Genomic DNA, 16069 nt, shown 5'->3' on the forward strand with positions numbered 1-16069 from the left:
CGAAAAACAGGGAAGAGGTAGAAACCGTCATGGCAGGCGCCAAGAACCACGATTATCATATCCTTCCGCCCAGCATCTGGCCGCTGTTCGGCTCGATGTCGGCGCTGGTGATGGCGATGGGCGCGATCATGTGGATGCATCCCGACGCGATGCCCGCCGGCGGTGGCTGGATCTTCCTGATCGGTGTGGCCGGTGTCCTCTTCACCATGTTCAGCTGGTGGAGCAATGTGATTGCCGAGGCGCATGCCGGCGATCATACGCCGGTGGTCCAGCTGCATCTGCGCTATGGCATGATCCTGTTCATCGCGTCGGAAGTGATGTTCTTCGTCGGCTGGTTCTGGGCCTTTTTCGACTTCTCCCTCTTCCCCAGCGAACTGGCGCCGATCGAGGGGATGTTCCCCTCCAAGGGCATCGAGGTGATGAACGCGTTCGAGCTGCCCTTGCTCAACACGCTGATCCTGCTCTGCTCGGGCACCACCGTCACCTGGGCGCATCATGCGCTGATCCATGGCGATCGCGAAGGGCTGAAGAAGGGCCTGTGGTGCACGGTGATCCTGGGCGCGCTGTTCAGCTGCATCCAGGCCTATGAATATATGCACGCGCCGTTCCCGTTCGGCGGCTCGCCCTACAGCTCGGCCTTCTACATGGCGACCGGCTTCCATGGCTTCCATGTGCTGGTCGGCACCATCTTCCTGGTGGTGAACCTGATCCGCGCCTATAAGGGCGACTTCACCCCGCGCCAGCATTTCGGCTTTGAAGCGGCCGCCTGGTACTGGCATTTCGTCGACGTGGTGTGGCTGTTCCTGTTCGCCGCCATCTATGTCTGGGGCGGCTGGGGCGCGCCGATCCACGGCGGCTGATGATTCAAGCATGACGGCGAAGGCGACAGGCATGGACCTGCTTGCGGTCTCCGCCCGCGGCCTTTGCCCCCGTTGCAGCGCACCGACCCTGTTCGAAGGGCCGGTGCGTTTTGCGTCGGCCTGTCGCCAGTGCGGGCTGGATTATGGCCAATATAATGTCGGCGACGGGCCGGCGGCTTTCCTGACGCTGATCATCGGCGCGGTCATGGTCGCGCTGGCGCTCACGCTGGAACTGACGGTCCATCCGCCGCTATGGCTGCACCTGCTGCTCTGGGCGCCGCTGACAGCCGGCGCCGTGGTCGGCAGCCTGCGCGTCGCCAAGGGCGCGCTTCTGACGATCGAATATCGCAAAAATGCCCGCGAGGGGCGGGTGGTGGAGAAGAAGGACGCATGAGCGGACGGCGCATCCCGATTTTTCCGACCCTGCTGGTCTGTGTCGCGATCGCCGTCATGATCGCGCTCGGCATCTGGCAGTTGCAGCGCCGGGGCGAGAAGGAAACCATGCTGGCGCTGGCGGCCAGCAATGTATCGCGCCCGGCCGTCGCCTTCCCCAAAATGCCGCCGGTGCCCGACGAACTTCTGTTCCGCCCATCCTCGGTCCATTGCCTGCGCGTCGTCGGCTGGCAGGTGGAGGCCGGGCGCGCCGCCGATGGATCGACCGGCTATCGTCATATCGCCCAATGCACGACCGGCGCCGAAGGGCCCGGCGCGCTGGTCGCGGTCGGCGTCGGCCAGAAGCCGGATGACAAGCCGGCCTGGACCGGCGGGCAGGTCGAAGGCTGGATTTCGCAGGAACCCGATCACCGCTCGCTGATCGCGCGGGCAGGGGGCAGGACCATGCCGCTGCGGCCGATGCTGGTCGCGCGCGCCGCACCGCCGGGCCTGAAACCCATGGCGCCGCCCAGCACCGCCGACGTGCCCAACAATCATCTCGCCTATGCGGTGCAATGGTTCATTTTTGCCGCGCTGGCGGCAATAATCTATCTGCTTGTCCTGCGCCGACGCAATGCGGAGCCGCCAAGGCCGTCGTAAAGGCTTGCCCCGGCGCGCGCGCGTCGCTACCGCGCTTTCCCATTATGCAATATGTCAGCACCAGGGGAAGCGCACCGGCGCTCGGTTTTGAAGATGTCACGCTGGCGGGCCTGGCGTCCGACGGTGGGCTTTATGTGCCGGAGAGCTGGCCGCAATTTTCCGCCGCCGATATTCGCGCCCTCGCTGGTCTTTCCTATGTCGAAACCGCCGTGCGCGTCATGGCGCCGTTCGTCGCCGGATCGCTGAGCGAAGAGGAACTGCGCGAGCTTTGCACCGCTGCCTATGGCCGGTTCAGCCATGACGCGGTGACCCCGCTGGTGCAGCTCGACAATCGCCACTGGATGCTGGAGCTGTTCCATGGTCCGACCCTGGCGTTCAAGGATGTCGCGCTCCAGCTGCTCGGCCAGCTGTTCGAGCGCTTCCTGTCGCGCCGCGACGACCATCTGACCATCGTCGGCGCGACTTCGGGCGACACCGGTTCGGCCGCGATCGACGCGGTCGCCGGCCGCGAGAAGGTCGACATCTTCATGCTGCATCCCGAGGGCCGCGTGTCCGACGTGCAGCGGCGCCAGATGACCACGGTGCTGGCGCCCAATGTCTACAACATCGCGATCGATGGCAGCTTCGACGATGCGCAGGCGCTGGTGAAGCGCATGTTCAACGATGCGGATTTCAAGAAGCGTTTCAACCTGTCGGCGGTGAACAGCATCAACTGGGCGCGGCTGATGGCGCAGGTCGTCTATTATTTCTACGCCGCCGTGCGGCTGGGCGCGCCCGATCGCCCGATCGCCTTCTCGGTGCCGACCGGCAATTTCGGCGATGTCTTCGCCGGCTATGTCGCGTCGAAAATGGGCCTGCCGGTCGCCAGGCTGGTGGTCGCCACCAACGTCAACGACATATTGCACCGCGCCCTGTCCGAAGGCGACTATAGCCAGGGCCAGGTCGTGCCGACCGCGACGCCCAGCATGGACATTCAGGTCAGCTCCAATTTCGAGCGGCTGCTGTTCGATGCCGGCGGCCGGGATGGCGTTGCGCTCGCCCAGCAGATGCAGGGTTTCGAGGCGAGCAAGGCGATGCGCCTTACCAATGCCCAGCGCGAGGGCGCGGCGAACCTGTTCACCTCCGCCCGGATCGATGCCGACGGCATGACCATGGCGATGCGCTGGGCGTTCGACGCCGCCGGCCAGGTGATCGACCCGCACAGCGCCATTGGCCTCGCCGCCGCGCGCGAGGCGGACATCGACCCGTCGATCCCGGTGGTGACGCTGGCGACTGCCCATGCCGCCAAGTTCCGCGACGCGGTGGAACGGGCGACCGGCACGCGGCCGCCGCTGCCCGCGCGGGTCGGCGACCTGTTCGCGCGCGAGGAAAGCTATGCCAAGCTGCCCGGCACGTTCGAGGCGGTGACCGCCTATGTCGCGGAGCGGGCGACGCCGCGCGGCTGATCGCGGGTTGATCCCCTCTCGACAGGAGCGGCGCAAGAGACGATGAGGCCGAAATGGAACTCAAGACTCTCATCGGCGAACCCTGGTCCGACTATGGCCTGATCGACTCAGGTAACGGCCGCAAGCTCGAACGCTATGGCCGTTTCCGCTTCATCCGCCCCGAACCGCAGGCGATGTGGGCGCCGGCGACCGAGGATTGGCGCGCCGACGGCGAATTCATCCCCGGCTCTGACGAGGATGGCGGCGGCCGCTGGTATTATGACAAGCCGGTCCCGGCCGAAGGCTGGCCGCTGCACTGGAAGGAAGTGACCTTCCAGTCGAGCTGCACCCCCTTCCGCCATCTCGGTTTCTTCCCCGACATGGCGCCGGTGTGGGATTTCATGCGCGCCAGCACGGCCGACAAGCCCGAGGCTGAGGTGATGAACCTGTTCGGCTATACCGGCGTCGGCACGCTGGGCATGTCGGCGGCCGGCGCGCGCATGGTCCATGTCGATGCGTCGAAGAAATCGGTGGCGCAGGCGCGGGCCAATGCCGACCTTTCCGGCATGGGCGACCGGCCGATCCGCTGGATCGTCGAGGATGCGGCCAAGTTCGTCGCGCGCGAAGTGCGGCGCGGCCGCCGCTATGACGGCATATTGCTCGACCCGCCCAAATATGGCCGTGGCCCCGATGGCGAAGTCTGGCGGCTGGAGGAGGATTTGCCGGGCCTGATCGCCAATTGCCGCCAGTTGCTGGACGCGGACAGCCGCTTCCTGTTCCTCACCGTCTATGCGGTGCGCATGTCCGCGCTGGCGATCGGCGAATTGCTGCGCCAGGCCTTTGCCGACCTGCCCGGCGAGGTCGAGGCCGGCGAACTGACCGTGCGCGAGGAAGCCCGCGGCCTGCTGCTCCCCACCGCCATCTGGGCGCGCTGGAAGCGGTAAACGGAAGGGCGACGCCTGAAAGTCCTCTCCCGCCTGCGGGAGAGGGTTGGGTGGGGGCTTTTCTAAGACGACCCTCATGATAGGCTCTGCCGATGCCCAGCATCGGCCCGACCAGTCCCAACGCTTCACGTCTGCGGCGCAACGCAACCGAATGTGAGCAACGGCTATGGGCCGTCCTGCGCAATCGCCATCTTGAAGGCTTCAAGTTCCGGCGCCAGGCGACGGTCGGGCCGTTTGTAGTGGATTTCCTCTGCGCCGAATGTCGCTTCATCGTCGAAATCGATGGCGGGCAGCATGATGAGCGAACAGATGCGTCGCGCACGGCGCAACTGCAATCGGCGGGCTATGTGATCCACCGGTTCTGGAATCATGATGTGGTCGAGAATTTCGACGGCGTGGTGGAGCGGATCAGGCTGGAGCTGCTTGCCGTTCGAGAGACGTAAGCAAGAAGACCCTCACCCAACCCTCTCCCGCCTGCGGGAGAGGGCTATTACGCGCGTCGCCTTACTTCCCGACCCTGATTTCGAACAGCTTGGGCCAGTTCTTGCCGGTGATGAAGACGCGGTCGCTCTTGGCGTCATAGGCGATGCCGTTGGCGACGGCTTCGCTGTCGGTGACGCCGGCCTGCTTGCGCAGCGGGGCGACGTCGATCCAGTCGATCACGCCGCCGCTGCGCGGGTCGATCCGGGCGATCTTCGTGTCGTACCAGACATTGGCCCAGATCTCGCCCTTCACCCATTCCAGCTCGTTCAGCCGATCGACCGCGCGGCCGTTCCAGGTGACGGTGATGCGGCGCTGTTCGCTCAGCGTCTCGGGATCAAGGAAACGCAGTTGCGCGCTGCCGTCGCTCATGATGATCGATCGGCCATCCTGGGTCAGGCCCCAGCCTTCGCCTTCATAGCGAAAGGTGGAGAGCGGTGCGAAATCGTCCAGTTTCCAGACGAAGCCCTGGCGGTGGCGCCAGGTCAGGCTGACCAGCTTGCCGCCCCAGTTGACGATGCCTTCGCCGAAATAGGGCTGCTCGACCAGGCGGCGCTGCTCGACCTTGCCGGTCTTGAGCGCGACCTTGCGGATCTCCGACTGGCCTTCGAGGCCGGTGCTCTCATAGAGCGCGCCGTCGAGGTAGAAGAGACCCTCGGTGAAGGCCGCCGGGTCATGCGGATAAGCCTTGACCAAAGTCCAGGGCGTTTCCGCCCGCGCCGGCATGGTCAGGGTGAGGGCGCAGGCAAGCGCCAGCAGCCCTTGCCTCATTCGGCGGCCTGCGCGGCGATCGCGGTGGCGAGCCAGGCGGGCAGGGTGGCGGAATCGATTGCCTCCACCCGTTGCAGCTCGATCGAGAGGCCAAGGTCGGGCAGGGCGGCGCGCTGGCGCTTCTCGTCGGCCTGCTCCAGCGGCACCGCGACCAGCCGCCGGTTCACCTTGTTGCGATAATGCATGCGGGCCGTGTTTTCCTGACCGACATAGCAGCCCTTGTCATAATCGACGCCGTGCAACTCCTCGGCATTGGTTTCCAGCCACAGCGTCTGGTCCTGCCCCAGTTCCGCTGCGCCCTCGAACACACCGAGCGACAGCCGATGCGCGCGGAACGCGGCGGAGGCGTCGCCATCGCTCGCCGGCGCCAGCCAGCGGGCGCCAAGCTCGGGCAGGCGCGGGTCGCGGGGTTTGTCGGCCGCATCGATCGCCCAATGCACCGCGAGCGACTCATCGCGCGCGATCACCACCTTGCGCCGCAGCCGGTATATGGTCAGCCGCTTCGCCAGTGCGTCGGCCTGCGCCCCCTCGCAGTCGATCAATATATCGCCGTCGTCGCCCCACAGGATGAAGTCGAACAGCGCCTTGCCCTGCGGCGTCAGCAGCGCGGTCCAGCGCGCTTCGCCGTCTTTCAGCGTCAGCACGTCGCGGGTCAGCAGCCCCTGCAGGAAGGGACGCGCCTCTTCGCCGGAAATGCGCAGCACCGCGCGGTCGGTAAGGGTGGTATCGGTCATCGGCTTTAGGTAGGACGGCGGCACGACTTCGCCAAGCGGTTCGCGCGAACAGCAGACAGGAATATCGCCATGACCCAGACCTTCGACATGATCCTCAAGAACGGCACCGTCCATACGCCGGGCGGCGCGGAGCAGGTGGATGTGGGCGTGCGCGGCGGCAAGATCGTCGCCATCGGCACCAGCCTGGGCGATGCGGGCGAAGTGATCGACTGCACCGGCCTCGACGTGCTGCCCGGCTGCATCGACAGCCAGGTCCATTTCCGCGAGCCGGGGCTGGAATATAAGGAGGATCTGGAATCGGGCAGCCGCGCTGCGGTGCTGGGCGGCGTCACCGCCGTGTTCGAAATGCCCAACACCAATCCCAATACCGACACCGCCGAGCGGGTGCATGACAAGCTGAAGCGCGCCCATCACCGCATGTGGTGCGACCATGCCTTCTATGTCGGCGCGACGGCGGAAAATGCCGAGCAGTTGAAGGAACTGGAGCGCATTCCCGGCACCTCGGGCGTCAAGATCTTCATGGGCGCATCGACCGGCAGCCTGCTGGTGGATGATGACAATGCGCTGGCCCGCGTGCTGGCGTCGGGCACCCGCCGCGTCGCCATCCATGCCGAGGACGAGACGCGCATGAACGCGCGCAAGGATTATCGGGTCGAGGGCGATCCATCCTCCCATCCCGTCTGGCGCGACGATGAAAGCGCGATGATCGCGACGAAGCGGATCATCGCGCTCGCCCGCAAGGCGCGTCGCCGCATCCACATCCTGCACGTCACCACCCCGGCGGAGCTGGAATATATCGGCCAGAACAAGGATGTCGCGACCTGCGAAGTCACGCCGCAGCATCTGACGCTGGCCGGGGAGGACGCCTATCCGCGGCTGGGCACCTATGCCCAGATGAACCCGCCGATCCGCAGCGCGGCGCATCGCGACGGCCTGTGGTTCTGGCTCAATCAGGGCGTGCCCGACGTGCTGGGCAGCGACCATGCGCCGCACACGATCGAGGAAAAGGCGAAGGTCTATCCCGCCTCGCCCAGCGGCATGCCGGGTGTGCAGACGCTGGTGCCGCTGCTGCTCAACCATGTCGCCGAAGGGCGGCTGACGCTGCGCCGCTTCATCGAACTGACGTCTTCGGGGCCGCAGCGCGTGTTCGGCCTCACCTGCAAGGGCCGCATCGCGCTCGGCTATGACGCCGACTTCACCGTGGTCGACCTCAAGAAGAAGTGGACCGTCGGCAAGGCATGGCTCGCCTCGCGCTGCGACTGGTCGCCGTTCGACGGCATGGACCTGACCGGCAAGGCGATCGGCACCATCATCCGCGGCAACCGCGTGATGTGGGAAGACAGCCTCGCCAATCAGGCGGTCGGCGAGCCGGTCCGGTTCGAGGCGACCGAGTTCAACTGACCGGGGTCAGGCCGTCGCCAGCCGGTTGCGGCGGGCGGCGGCATAGCTGTCGCTGGCGAAGAGGATGAGGCCCAGCCAGATCAAGCCGAAGCTCAGCATCTGGCCCTGGCTCAGCGTCTCGCCCAGCAGCACCACGCCGCACAGGAATTGCAGCGTCGGCGCCAGATATTGCAGCAGCCCCAGCGTCGCCAGCGGCAGGCGCTGGGCGGCGGTGGCGAACAGCACCAGCGGCACGGTGGTGACGCCGCCGGCCAGGATCAGCAGGCCGGTGGTCGGCACGTCCTGGCCAAAGCTGATGCCGCCATGGCCCGACAGCCAGATCAGGTAGCCGATCGCCGGCGCGACCAGCAGCAGCGTTTCGACGCCGAGGCCCGTCATCGGCGCGACCGGGGTGAGCTTGCGGATCAGGCCGTAGAGGGCGAAGCTGATCGCCAGCGCCAGGCTGATCCACAAGGTGGTGAGCGCGGCGGCGGCGAGGATGGCGACGCCGATCGCGGCGATCGCGATCGCCAGCATCTGTCCGCGCCGCAGCCTTTCCTTGAGTATCACGACGCCCAGGCCCACGCTGACCAGCGGGTTGAGGAAATAGCCCAGGCTGCAGGCGACGACATGGCCGTCATTGACCGCCCAGACATAGACCAGCCAGTTGATCGCGATCATCACCGCCGATGCCATCAGCGGCAGGACCAGCCGGGGCGTGCGCAATGCCGCGACGAAGGCGGCCAGCCCCTTGCGCGCGGCCAGCAGCACCAGGATCAGGATGACCGACCAGATCACCCGCTGGGTCACGATCTCGATCGGGTCGACATGATGCAGCAGGCGGAAGAAGAGCGGCAGCATGCCCCAGATGCTGTAGGTGCCGATCGCGGCGATGACGCCCTTGCGGGCTTCGCTTTCCGCTATGGTCACAGGATGCCGCCGCCCAGGAACAGCCGCAGCGCGCCGAAGGCGGCGACGATCAGGCAGAAATTCTGCCCGCCCTTTTTCGACGACATCAGGCCGATGAAGGCGCCGAACAGGGCCATCGGCACCAGCAGCCAGTTGAGCGCGCCGAGCAGCGGAAACACCGCCGGGATCATCAGGACGAGGGTGACAAGACCGATCAGGGCTGACAGAAGGTTGAGCATAGTCCGACTGATGGCGGCTTTGCTGTCCCGGAACAAGACAAGCGACCATGCCACCCGGCAGAAACTGGCCCTGCGATGGGGTAGGGGCGTCTATGCACCCTGAATGCGAACGGAAAGTCCCGCTATCCGTTCTATGTGCCGGGTTATGAAGGAGCGAGGCGGATGGCGATTTCCCGACAAGTTGGTGCGATGGCGTTGCTGCTGGCGCTCGCGGCCTGTGGCAAGGGCGGCAAGGACGGCAATCTTGCCGCGCTGGACGACCAGTTGACCAACAATGCCGCCGACCCGGCGGTCAAGGACGCGCTGGCCGATGATATCGTCGTCGATCCCAATCTGGTCGGCCAGTCGAACCGCAATGCCGTGCGCAGCGCCGATCGTGCCGCCAATGGCGCACTGCCGGTGCTGGGCGGCGACGCCGGCAAGGCACAGGCGGAAGCGGCCAAGCTGGTCGGTGGCAAGCTGCTCTCCGCGCCCGCACCGGTCAGCGGTCCGATCAAGAACAGTCCGATGACGCTGGGCGGGCTGGCCCGCGAACAGGCGCAACTGGGCGGTGGCGGCAATGCCGGCTGTGCCAAGAAGCTGGTCTATGGCATGCAATGGGCCAGCCGCATGCCCGATCCCTTCACCCTCTATCCCGGCGCGCAACTGACCGAGGCGGCGGGTGCGGAGAAGGATGGCTGCACCCTGCGCGCGGCGAGCTTCGTGACGGCGGTGCCCAAGCAGGGCGTGATCGATTATTATTATACCCAGGCCCGCCGCGCCGGCTTCGATGCGGAACATCGCATCGTCGAGGGCGACAATGTGCTGGGCGGCACGCGCAAGGCCGATGGCAGCGCCTATTTCATCGTCTTCACCAATGCGCCGGGCGGCAGGACGGGCGTCGACATCATCGCCGATCACGGTCGATAAAAGGGGGGCATAAGGGCAAGGGGACATCGCCCCCTTTTGCTGAACTAGGGCGCTTTGTTTCCAATACGGAAACGATCTGTCGTCCTTTTGCCGGCTACAAGCCCGACCCGTGCATCGCTACATCCCCTGCAACAACAGGTGGGATCAAGGCGATGCAACACTCCGTCTTCAACCGGGCCGATACGGCCAATGACAATGTCGGCGAACCCTTTGACGCGCAGGAGCGCCAGGTGCTCTGGCTGGCCGATAGCGATCCGGCCAGTTCCGTGCCTTCGGTCCGTGCGCCGCTCGGCCGGTTGCGCAGCTTCCTGCGCGGCCCGGAGCCGACCTACACCCTGGCCAATCCGCGACTGGAAACGCTGCGCCAGAGCGCGATCATCCTGCGCACCGGCCGGTCGCTGACCGGCGAGGAACTGGACGCGTTCGATGCGGCCGGTTTCTCGCGCGAGCAGCTCGACCTGCTGCGCGTGCTCTACATGACCGGGGATGCCCGGCGGGCGGTGGTCCGTGCGGCCTGATCCTTCCGGCAGCGCATTGCGCCAGCCGCCGATGCAGGCGCTGGAGATGTTGCGCGCATTCCATCTGGCGCATCCGCGCGTCGTCACGCGGCTGGCGCTGTTCTTCCTGATCCTGTTCGTGGAAATCGTCCTGTTCAGCGGCATCAACGGCATGGTCGATGATCTGCTGGTATCCTTCGTGGCGACGGTCGCGGCGTCGCTCTTGTTCCTGCCGATGATGGTCAGCGGCCAGGCGCGGTGATCGCGGATGCCGCGCCCGGCTGGCGCCAGCCGGGCGGAGCGTGTAGCACCGGTCCGACGCGGCAGGAGAGCGGACGGGACGGCGCCATGGATCTGGATGATTTGCGCAGCTTTGCCCAGGTCGTGCGCCATGGCGGCTTCAGCGCGGCGGAGCGTGCCACCGGCGAACGCAAGGCGAAGCTCAGTCGCCGGGTCGCGCGGCTGGAACAGGTGCTGGGCGTCCGCCTGATCGAGCGATCGACCCGCAATCTGCGCGTGACCGATGTCGGCCGCGAAATCTATCGCCAGTGCGAGACGATCGCCGAGGGGATCGACGCCACCCAGGCGATTGCCGCGCGCGCGCGGTCACAGATCAGCGGCAATCTGCGCATCGCCTGCCCGCCGGGGCTGGCCCGCTATCTGCGCACCGATGTCTTCGCCCGGTTCCTGCTGCTCTATCCCGACGTGCATCTGGAAATGCATATCAGCAGCCAGCGGATCGACCTGATCCAGGAGCGGTTTGATGCCGCCTTTCGCGTGGATATCGACACCGTGCATGATCAGGCGTTGACGATGCATCAGCTGGGGCGGCTGGACCGCATCCTGGTGGCCGCGCCGGCGGTGGCAGCGCAGGCCGCGGCAACGACCATCGTCAGCCTTGCCGGCCTGCCGACGTTGAGCGTGGGCGAGCATGTCGAACATGATGAATGGCTGTTGATGAACGGGCAGGGGCGACAGCATGTCGTCGCCCATCATCCCCGATTCTGCAGCAATGATTCAGCGACGGTGCGCGATGCGGCGGTGGCCGGGCTGGGCGTGGCGCTGCTGTCGTCAGCGGCCTGTTCGGTCGAGCTGCAACAGGGACGGCTGGTGCATGTCCTGCCCGACTGGCGGACCAGCGAGGGCGTCGTCCATGTCCTCTTCACCGCGCGCACCGGCATGTCGCCGACCCTGCGCGCGTTCATCGACTATGTCGCGGAAAGCTTTCCGTCGCTGACGGGCGGCCCGCTGGCCTGAACGGCCTTCAGCGCAAGCCGGCTTCCTTGGTCAGGCTGTACAGCCCGCCCACGATCAGCCCGAGCGCCAGCATGTGCGCCGAAAATTCGAAAACAATATCAACCATAATCGATCCCCACCGATTGGAAGCGATCCTTCTGCGACCATGCGCCTAACAAGCCGTTAATGCTGATGGGAAAGAAGGGGCGTGCTTGACGCTGTTCTGCGCCGACCATAGCATTCCGTCCCGCGCAGGCATGGTGTTGGGAGGCATGTTTCCATGGAGGATATCGCCCAGGAACGTGGCCCCGGCTATCGTTATTCGCGGCGTGCCACTCTGCCGTTGATCCGGCAATTGTCGGTCGTGCCCAACTGGCGCAACGCGCTGCTGCTGGCGCTGCAATGGGCGGTGATGATCGCCGCCTGCGTGATCGCGATCCGGGCCGATCGCTGGCCGGCCTATCTGATCGCCGGCATCGTCATCGGCACGCGGATTCAGGTTCTGGCGGTGATGATGCATGAGGCCTGTCACGGGATGCTGTTCAGCAACCGGCGCGTCAACGACCTGATCGGCGACCTGTTCGTTGCCTATCCGCTGGCGCTGAGCATCGATCTCTACCGTGTCGCCCATATGGTGCATCATCGCCATACCAACACGATGCGCGACTATGATTATCGGGTGCAGCGCAAGGATGCCGACCAGCATTTCCCGAAAAGCGGGCGCGCCATGGTCGTGCTGCTGCTGCGCAGCCTGTCCGGCCTGAACTATTATCGGGCGGCGCGGGCGGCACGAATCTGGTCGCCCTTGTCCAACTTTCACAATCCGATGCGCTTCGGCTTCGATTTCCGGCTGGCGCTGCGCGTCCGCTACATCGTCTGGGCGGTGCTGGTCTATGGCGCGATCCTGTGGTCGCCCTGGCGCTGGCAGATATTGGGGCTGTTCATGATTCCCCAGTTCATCTGGGCCAATGTGTTCAACCGGTTGCGGGCGATGGCGGAGCATAATGGCGTCACGGGCGAGACGGAAATACGCGGCACGCGCACCGTTATCCCGACCCTGATCGACCGGATACTGATTGGGCCGCTCAATGTCAGCTATCATCTGGAACATCATCTGTTCCCGTCGGTGCCCTGGCATAATCTGCGCCGGTTGCACCGGCATCTGATGGCATCCGATCCGCGCTATGCGCGCGATGCGCACGTTACGCAGGGCTATTGGGGGGTGATCCGGGAACTGATGCCGCCGCCCGCGGTCAGTGGTCCCGATCGGCAGCAGGTTCCGGTCGAGGCGAATCCGTAACCCGAAGGGGCGCACGGATCAGGGAATGACCAGTTCCATGCCCGCCTTCACCCGGTTGAGCGCCAGATAGCTGTGATAGCTGGCGACTGATTCATTTTCCGCGAACAGGCGGCGGGTGATCGCTTCATAACTGCGCATGTCGGGCGCGACGATCAGCATGATGAAGCTGCGGCCGCCGGTGACATAATAGCATTGCTGCACTTCGGGCGCGTCGCGGAACAATTGCTTGGCCTTGTCGACGCGCGCCGCCTTTTCATCGACCAGATTGACCTCGACGATCGATGTGACGCCCAGGCCCACCTGATCGGGATCGACGATCGCGACATTGCGCACGATCACGCCGCTGCGCTCCATCGCGGCGATGCGGCGCTGCACGGCGGCGGTCGACAGGTTGACCGCCTCGGCAATTGCGCGCTGGGGCATGCGGGTGTCGCGCTGGATCAGGCGCAGAATCGCCCGGTCGAAATGGTCGATCTTGGTGGTCTGGCTCATGAAATGAGTAATTGTTGCATTTGACCCGCCAATCAAGAGCGCCTTTCTCGCATCAATGATGATATTTCCCGTCACCTGAATTTTCGACAGGCGGAATGCGAGCATGAACCAGTCACGAGCATCCGGCGCGATCCTGGCCGGCATCTTTTGCGGCATGGGGGCGGGGGCGCTCTGGGGCCTCGTCTTCCTGGCGCCGGAGATCGTGCCGGGCTTCAGTCCGCTTGAACAGGCGATCGGTCGCTATCTGGCCTATGGGCTGATGTCCGTGCTGCTGGTTGCACCGCGCTGGCGGGCGATCCGGCCGCTGCTGACGCCGCGCATATTGTGGGCGCTGGCTTGGCTCGCGCTGGCCGGCAACCTCTTTTATTATGTGCTGCTGGTGAGTGCGGTGCAGATGGGGGGCATTGCCATGACCTCACTGGTGGTCGGCTTCCTGCCGGTGGCGGTGACCATCGTCGGCAGCCGGCAGGCGGGCGCGGTGCCGCTGCGGCATCTGGCGCCGTCGCTGCTGCTCTGTGTCGCGGGCGCCCTGTGCATCGGCTGGCAGGCGATCGTCATGCCCGAGGGCGGCGCGGTGGCGACGCGGATCATCGGCTTTGCCTGCGCGGTTGGCGCGCTCATCTCCTGGACCGCCTTTGCGATCGGCAATGCCCATTGGCTGCGGCGGATGGACGGTATCACGTCGCAGGACTGGAATTTCCTGATCGGGCTGGCCACCGGGGCGCAGGCGCTGCTGTTCCTGCCGCTGGTGCCATGGCTGGGCAGCGGCATGCATGATGCGGCCGGCTGGATTCGCCTTGCGACTGTCGCTTTCGCTGTCGCGCTTTTCGCGTCGATCGTCGGCAATGCACTGTGGAATCGCATGACCCGGCTGCTGCCACTGACCATGGTGGGGCAGATGATCCTGTTCGAAACCGGCTTTGCGCTGCTCTATGGTTTCATCTGGGAAGCGCGCCTGCCCACCGCGCTGGAGGGGACGGCGTTCCTTCTGGTGATCCTGTCGGTGCTGAGCTGTATCGCCGCCCATCGCCGTCCGATCCCGGCAAAGGCCAGCATCGCCGCCTGAATGCGTCCTTTCCCCTTTGGCGGAATCGCGATAGGGCGACAATCATGACCAATATCTTCCTTGTTATGGGCGGCGGCGCGGTTGGCGCGGCGCTGCGCTATCTGCTGGGGCGGTTCGCCGGGCAGATGGCGCCCGGCGCGGCCTGGCCCTGGGGCACTTTTGCCGCCAATCTGATCGGCGGTTTCGCCATGGGGCTGCTCGCCGGATGGCTGGCGCGTGGCAGCACGGCGTCGGGCGAACCGATGCGGCTGCTGCTCGGCGTTGGCGTGCTGGGCGGCTTCACCACCTTTTCCTCCTTCAGCCTGGAGACGATGCTGATGATCGAGCGCGGCCAGATCGGCCTGGCGCTTGGCTATGCGCTCTTCTCGCTGGTCGGCGCAGTGGCCGCGCTGGCGCTGGGTCTTACGGTTATGCGGAGTGTTGCGGCATGAAGGGGCGTCCTCCCGGCAAATCCGGCGGTCCGGCACGGGGCGGCAAGCCCGGCGGTAGCAGCGCGAAACCCGGTGGCCGCAGCGGCGCGCCCGGTCGCGCCCGTGGCGGCGCCAAGGCGGCAAGCGCGCGCAAGCAGGATGGCGACCGGCCGTTCAAGCCCGGTATCAAGTCAGGGGCCAAGCCCCGCACAAAGGCCCCCGTCGCCAAGGCAGCGGCACCGGCCCCGGCGGTCGCGGCCAAGCCCAATCCGGCCAAGGGCGTCAGCCTGGACGTGCGGCAATATCGGGTGCAGGCCGATGACGATGGCATCCGCCTCGACCGCTGGTTCCAGCGGCATTTGCCCGATGTCGGCTTCAACATCGTGTCGCGCTGGTCGCGCACGGGCCAGCTGCGCGTCGATGGCGCGCGGGCTGCACCCGGCGACCGCATCGCCGAAGGCCAGATGATCCGCGTGCCGCCGGCCGAGCCCAAGGTGGCGGCGGCCGACAAGCCCAAGCGCGTCCGCGTCATCGACCTGACCGAGGACGAGATCGCCTATGTCCAGGACATGGTGATCCACCGCGACAAGCAGGCGATCGTCATCAACAAGCCGCCCGGCCTCGCCACCCAGGGCGGGACCAAGACCGACGAGCATGTCGACCGGCTGCTCGACGGGCTGATCTTCGACGCGGAATCCCGGCCCAAGCTGGTCCATCGCCTCGACAAGGACACGTCGGGCGCGCTGCTGCTCGCCCGCTCCAGCCGTTCGGCCGCGCATTTCGCCAAGGCCTTTTCCAGCCGCACCGCGCGGAAAGTCTATTGGGCGATCGTCATCGGCGTGCCGAGCATCGACGATGGCATGATCGAACTGCCGATCACCAAGCAGCCGGGCACCGGCGGCGAGAAGATGCATGTGGACGAGGAAGAGGGCCTGCCCGCCCGCACCCGCTATCGCGTGATCGAGCGCGCCGGCAATCGTGCCGCCTGGGTCGAGTTGCAGCCCTATACCGGCCGCACCCACCAGTTGCGCGTCCATATGGCGGCGATCGGCCATCCGCTGGTCGGCGACGGCAAATATGGCGGCAAGGACAGTTTCCTGTCCGGATCGATCAGCCGCAAGATGCACCTCCATGCCCGCCGCATCCGCGTCGACCATCCCGATGGCGGCCGCATCGACATGAAGGCGGAACTGCCCGAACATTTCCTCAACAGCCTGATTGCGCTGGGCTTCGACCTGTCGCTCGGCGATATGCCGCTGGATGACGAGATCGACCGGACGCCGACCCGCGAGGACGAGAAGAAGGCGGCCCGCGCCCATGCCAAGCAGATCCGCAAGGGCAGGCGCGGCGAGCGGCGCGGTCGCGGCGAGAAATAAGGGGCGGGGG

General features: G+C 65.9%; 20 protein-coding genes. 15 read left to right on the plus strand and 5 right to left on the minus strand.

Annotated features, from left to right (window positions below):
• The first annotated feature begins 29 nt into the window (after positions 1–29).
• The 6 genes from AC13EK_RS16595 to AC13EK_RS16620 all read left to right on the plus strand — a co-directional run bounded on the left by AC13EK_RS16595 (position 30) and on the right by AC13EK_RS16620 (position 4703).
• A complete protein-coding gene (locus AC13EK_RS16595; RefSeq protein ID WP_004208605.1) occupies positions 30–860 on the plus strand; it encodes a cytochrome c oxidase subunit 3 in 831 nt (276 codons plus the stop codon).
• Positions 861–870: 10 nt separating this feature from the next.
• Positions 871–1254: a DUF983 domain-containing protein gene (locus AC13EK_RS16600; protein ID WP_069338026.1), complete on the plus strand. Its 384-nt coding sequence runs from the start codon at positions 871–873 to the stop codon at positions 1252–1254.
• A complete protein-coding gene (locus AC13EK_RS16605; protein ID WP_069338025.1) occupies positions 1251–1892 on the plus strand; it encodes an SURF1 family protein in 642 nt (213 codons plus the stop codon). The genes AC13EK_RS16600 and AC13EK_RS16605 overlap by 4 nt, the downstream gene beginning before the upstream one ends.
• Positions 1893–1936: 44 nt before the next feature.
• Entirely contained in the window at positions 1937–3337 is a 1401-nt protein-coding gene (gene thrC / locus AC13EK_RS16610) for a threonine synthase (protein ID WP_069338024.1), read from the plus strand.
• A 53-nt stretch (positions 3338–3390) separates the two neighbouring features.
• Positions 3391–4260, plus strand: a complete 870-nt coding sequence (locus AC13EK_RS16615) for an RsmD family RNA methyltransferase (RefSeq protein ID WP_017500086.1) — start codon at positions 3391–3393, stop codon at positions 4258–4260.
• A 92-nt stretch (positions 4261–4352) separates the two neighbouring features.
• On the plus strand, positions 4353–4703 hold the full coding sequence (locus tag AC13EK_RS16620; protein ID WP_069338023.1) for an endonuclease domain-containing protein: 351 nt from the start codon (positions 4353–4355) through the stop codon (positions 4701–4703).
• A 61-nt stretch (positions 4704–4764) separates the two neighbouring features.
• Here AC13EK_RS16620 and AC13EK_RS16625 read toward each other — a convergent pair whose 3' ends face one another.
• Positions 4765–5511, minus strand: coding sequence for a glutaminyl-peptide cyclotransferase (locus AC13EK_RS16625; RefSeq protein WP_069338022.1), 747 nt, complete (start codon positions 5509–5511; stop codon positions 4765–4767).
• Positions 5508–6245: a CAF17-like 4Fe-4S cluster assembly/insertion protein YgfZ gene (ygfZ, locus tag AC13EK_RS16630; RefSeq protein WP_069338021.1), complete on the minus strand. Its 738-nt coding sequence runs from the start codon at positions 6243–6245 to the stop codon at positions 5508–5510. The genes AC13EK_RS16625 and ygfZ overlap by 4 nt, the downstream gene beginning before the upstream one ends.
• Positions 6246–6314: 69 nt before the next feature.
• Between ygfZ and AC13EK_RS16635 the strand changes: the two genes are divergently transcribed.
• Entirely contained in the window at positions 6315–7646 is a 1332-nt protein-coding gene (locus AC13EK_RS16635) for a dihydroorotase (RefSeq protein WP_277788433.1), read from the plus strand.
• A 6-nt stretch (positions 7647–7652) separates the two neighbouring features.
• On the opposite strand, the gene rarD is transcribed toward AC13EK_RS16635, so the two are convergent.
• Both rarD and AC13EK_RS16645 read right to left on the minus strand, forming a co-directional pair.
• Positions 7653–8555: an EamA family transporter RarD gene (gene rarD / locus AC13EK_RS16640; RefSeq protein ID WP_081331763.1), complete on the minus strand. Its 903-nt coding sequence runs from the start codon at positions 8553–8555 to the stop codon at positions 7653–7655.
• Entirely contained in the window at positions 8552–8773 is a 222-nt protein-coding gene (locus AC13EK_RS16645) for a hypothetical protein (protein WP_004208594.1), read from the minus strand. Before AC13EK_RS16645 ends, rarD begins: the two co-directional genes overlap by 4 nt.
• A 162-nt stretch (positions 8774–8935) precedes the next feature.
• Here AC13EK_RS16645 and AC13EK_RS16650 point away from each other — a divergent pair, with 162 nt between their 5' ends.
• The 5 genes from AC13EK_RS16650 (at position 8936) to AC13EK_RS16670 (ending at position 12715) form a co-directional block, all read left to right on the plus strand.
• Positions 8936–9682: a hypothetical protein gene (locus AC13EK_RS16650; RefSeq protein ID WP_069338016.1), complete on the plus strand. Its 747-nt coding sequence runs from the start codon at positions 8936–8938 to the stop codon at positions 9680–9682.
• A gap of 152 nt (positions 9683–9834) precedes the next feature.
• Positions 9835–10200, plus strand: coding sequence for a hypothetical protein (locus tag AC13EK_RS16655; RefSeq protein WP_004208592.1), 366 nt, complete (start codon positions 9835–9837; stop codon positions 10198–10200).
• A complete protein-coding gene (locus AC13EK_RS16660; protein ID WP_230588523.1) occupies positions 10190–10441 on the plus strand; it encodes a hypothetical protein in 252 nt (83 codons plus the stop codon). The genes AC13EK_RS16655 and AC13EK_RS16660 overlap by 11 nt, the downstream gene beginning before the upstream one ends.
• An 86-nt stretch (positions 10442–10527) precedes the next feature.
• On the plus strand, positions 10528–11436 hold the full coding sequence (locus AC13EK_RS16665; protein WP_069338019.1) for a LysR substrate-binding domain-containing protein: 909 nt from the start codon (positions 10528–10530) through the stop codon (positions 11434–11436).
• 259 nt (positions 11437–11695) lie between these two features.
• Positions 11696–12715, plus strand: coding sequence for a fatty acid desaturase family protein (locus AC13EK_RS16670; RefSeq protein WP_069338015.1), 1020 nt, complete (start codon positions 11696–11698; stop codon positions 12713–12715).
• Positions 12716–12733: 18 nt separating this feature from the next.
• Here the strand turns inward: AC13EK_RS16670 and AC13EK_RS16675 are convergent, their stop codons facing one another.
• Positions 12734–13312 (minus strand): Lrp/AsnC family transcriptional regulator, encoded by a 579-nt coding sequence (locus AC13EK_RS16675; RefSeq protein WP_069338014.1) that lies wholly within the window; start codon positions 13310–13312, stop codon positions 12734–12736.
• On the opposite strand from AC13EK_RS16675, the gene AC13EK_RS16680 reads away from it, so the two are divergent.
• From AC13EK_RS16680 to AC13EK_RS16690, 3 genes are read left to right on the plus strand one after another with little or no spacing between them, the layout of a single operon-like run.
• Positions 13311–14273, plus strand: a complete 963-nt coding sequence (locus AC13EK_RS16680) for a DMT family transporter (protein ID WP_069338013.1) — start codon at positions 13311–13313, stop codon at positions 14271–14273. The two genes, AC13EK_RS16675 and AC13EK_RS16680, sit on opposite strands and share 2 nt — an antisense overlap.
• Positions 14274–14317: 44 nt before the next feature.
• On the plus strand, positions 14318–14704 hold the full coding sequence (gene crcB / locus AC13EK_RS16685; RefSeq protein ID WP_010339636.1) for a fluoride efflux transporter CrcB: 387 nt from the start codon (positions 14318–14320) through the stop codon (positions 14702–14704).
• On the plus strand, positions 14701–16059 hold the full coding sequence (locus AC13EK_RS16690) for an RluA family pseudouridine synthase (RefSeq protein WP_069338012.1): 1359 nt from the start codon (positions 14701–14703) through the stop codon (positions 16057–16059). The genes crcB and AC13EK_RS16690 overlap by 4 nt, the downstream gene beginning before the upstream one ends.
• Positions 16060–16069 lie beyond the last annotated feature (10 nt).

The organism is Sphingobium sp. L-44 (genome assembly GCF_056859495.1).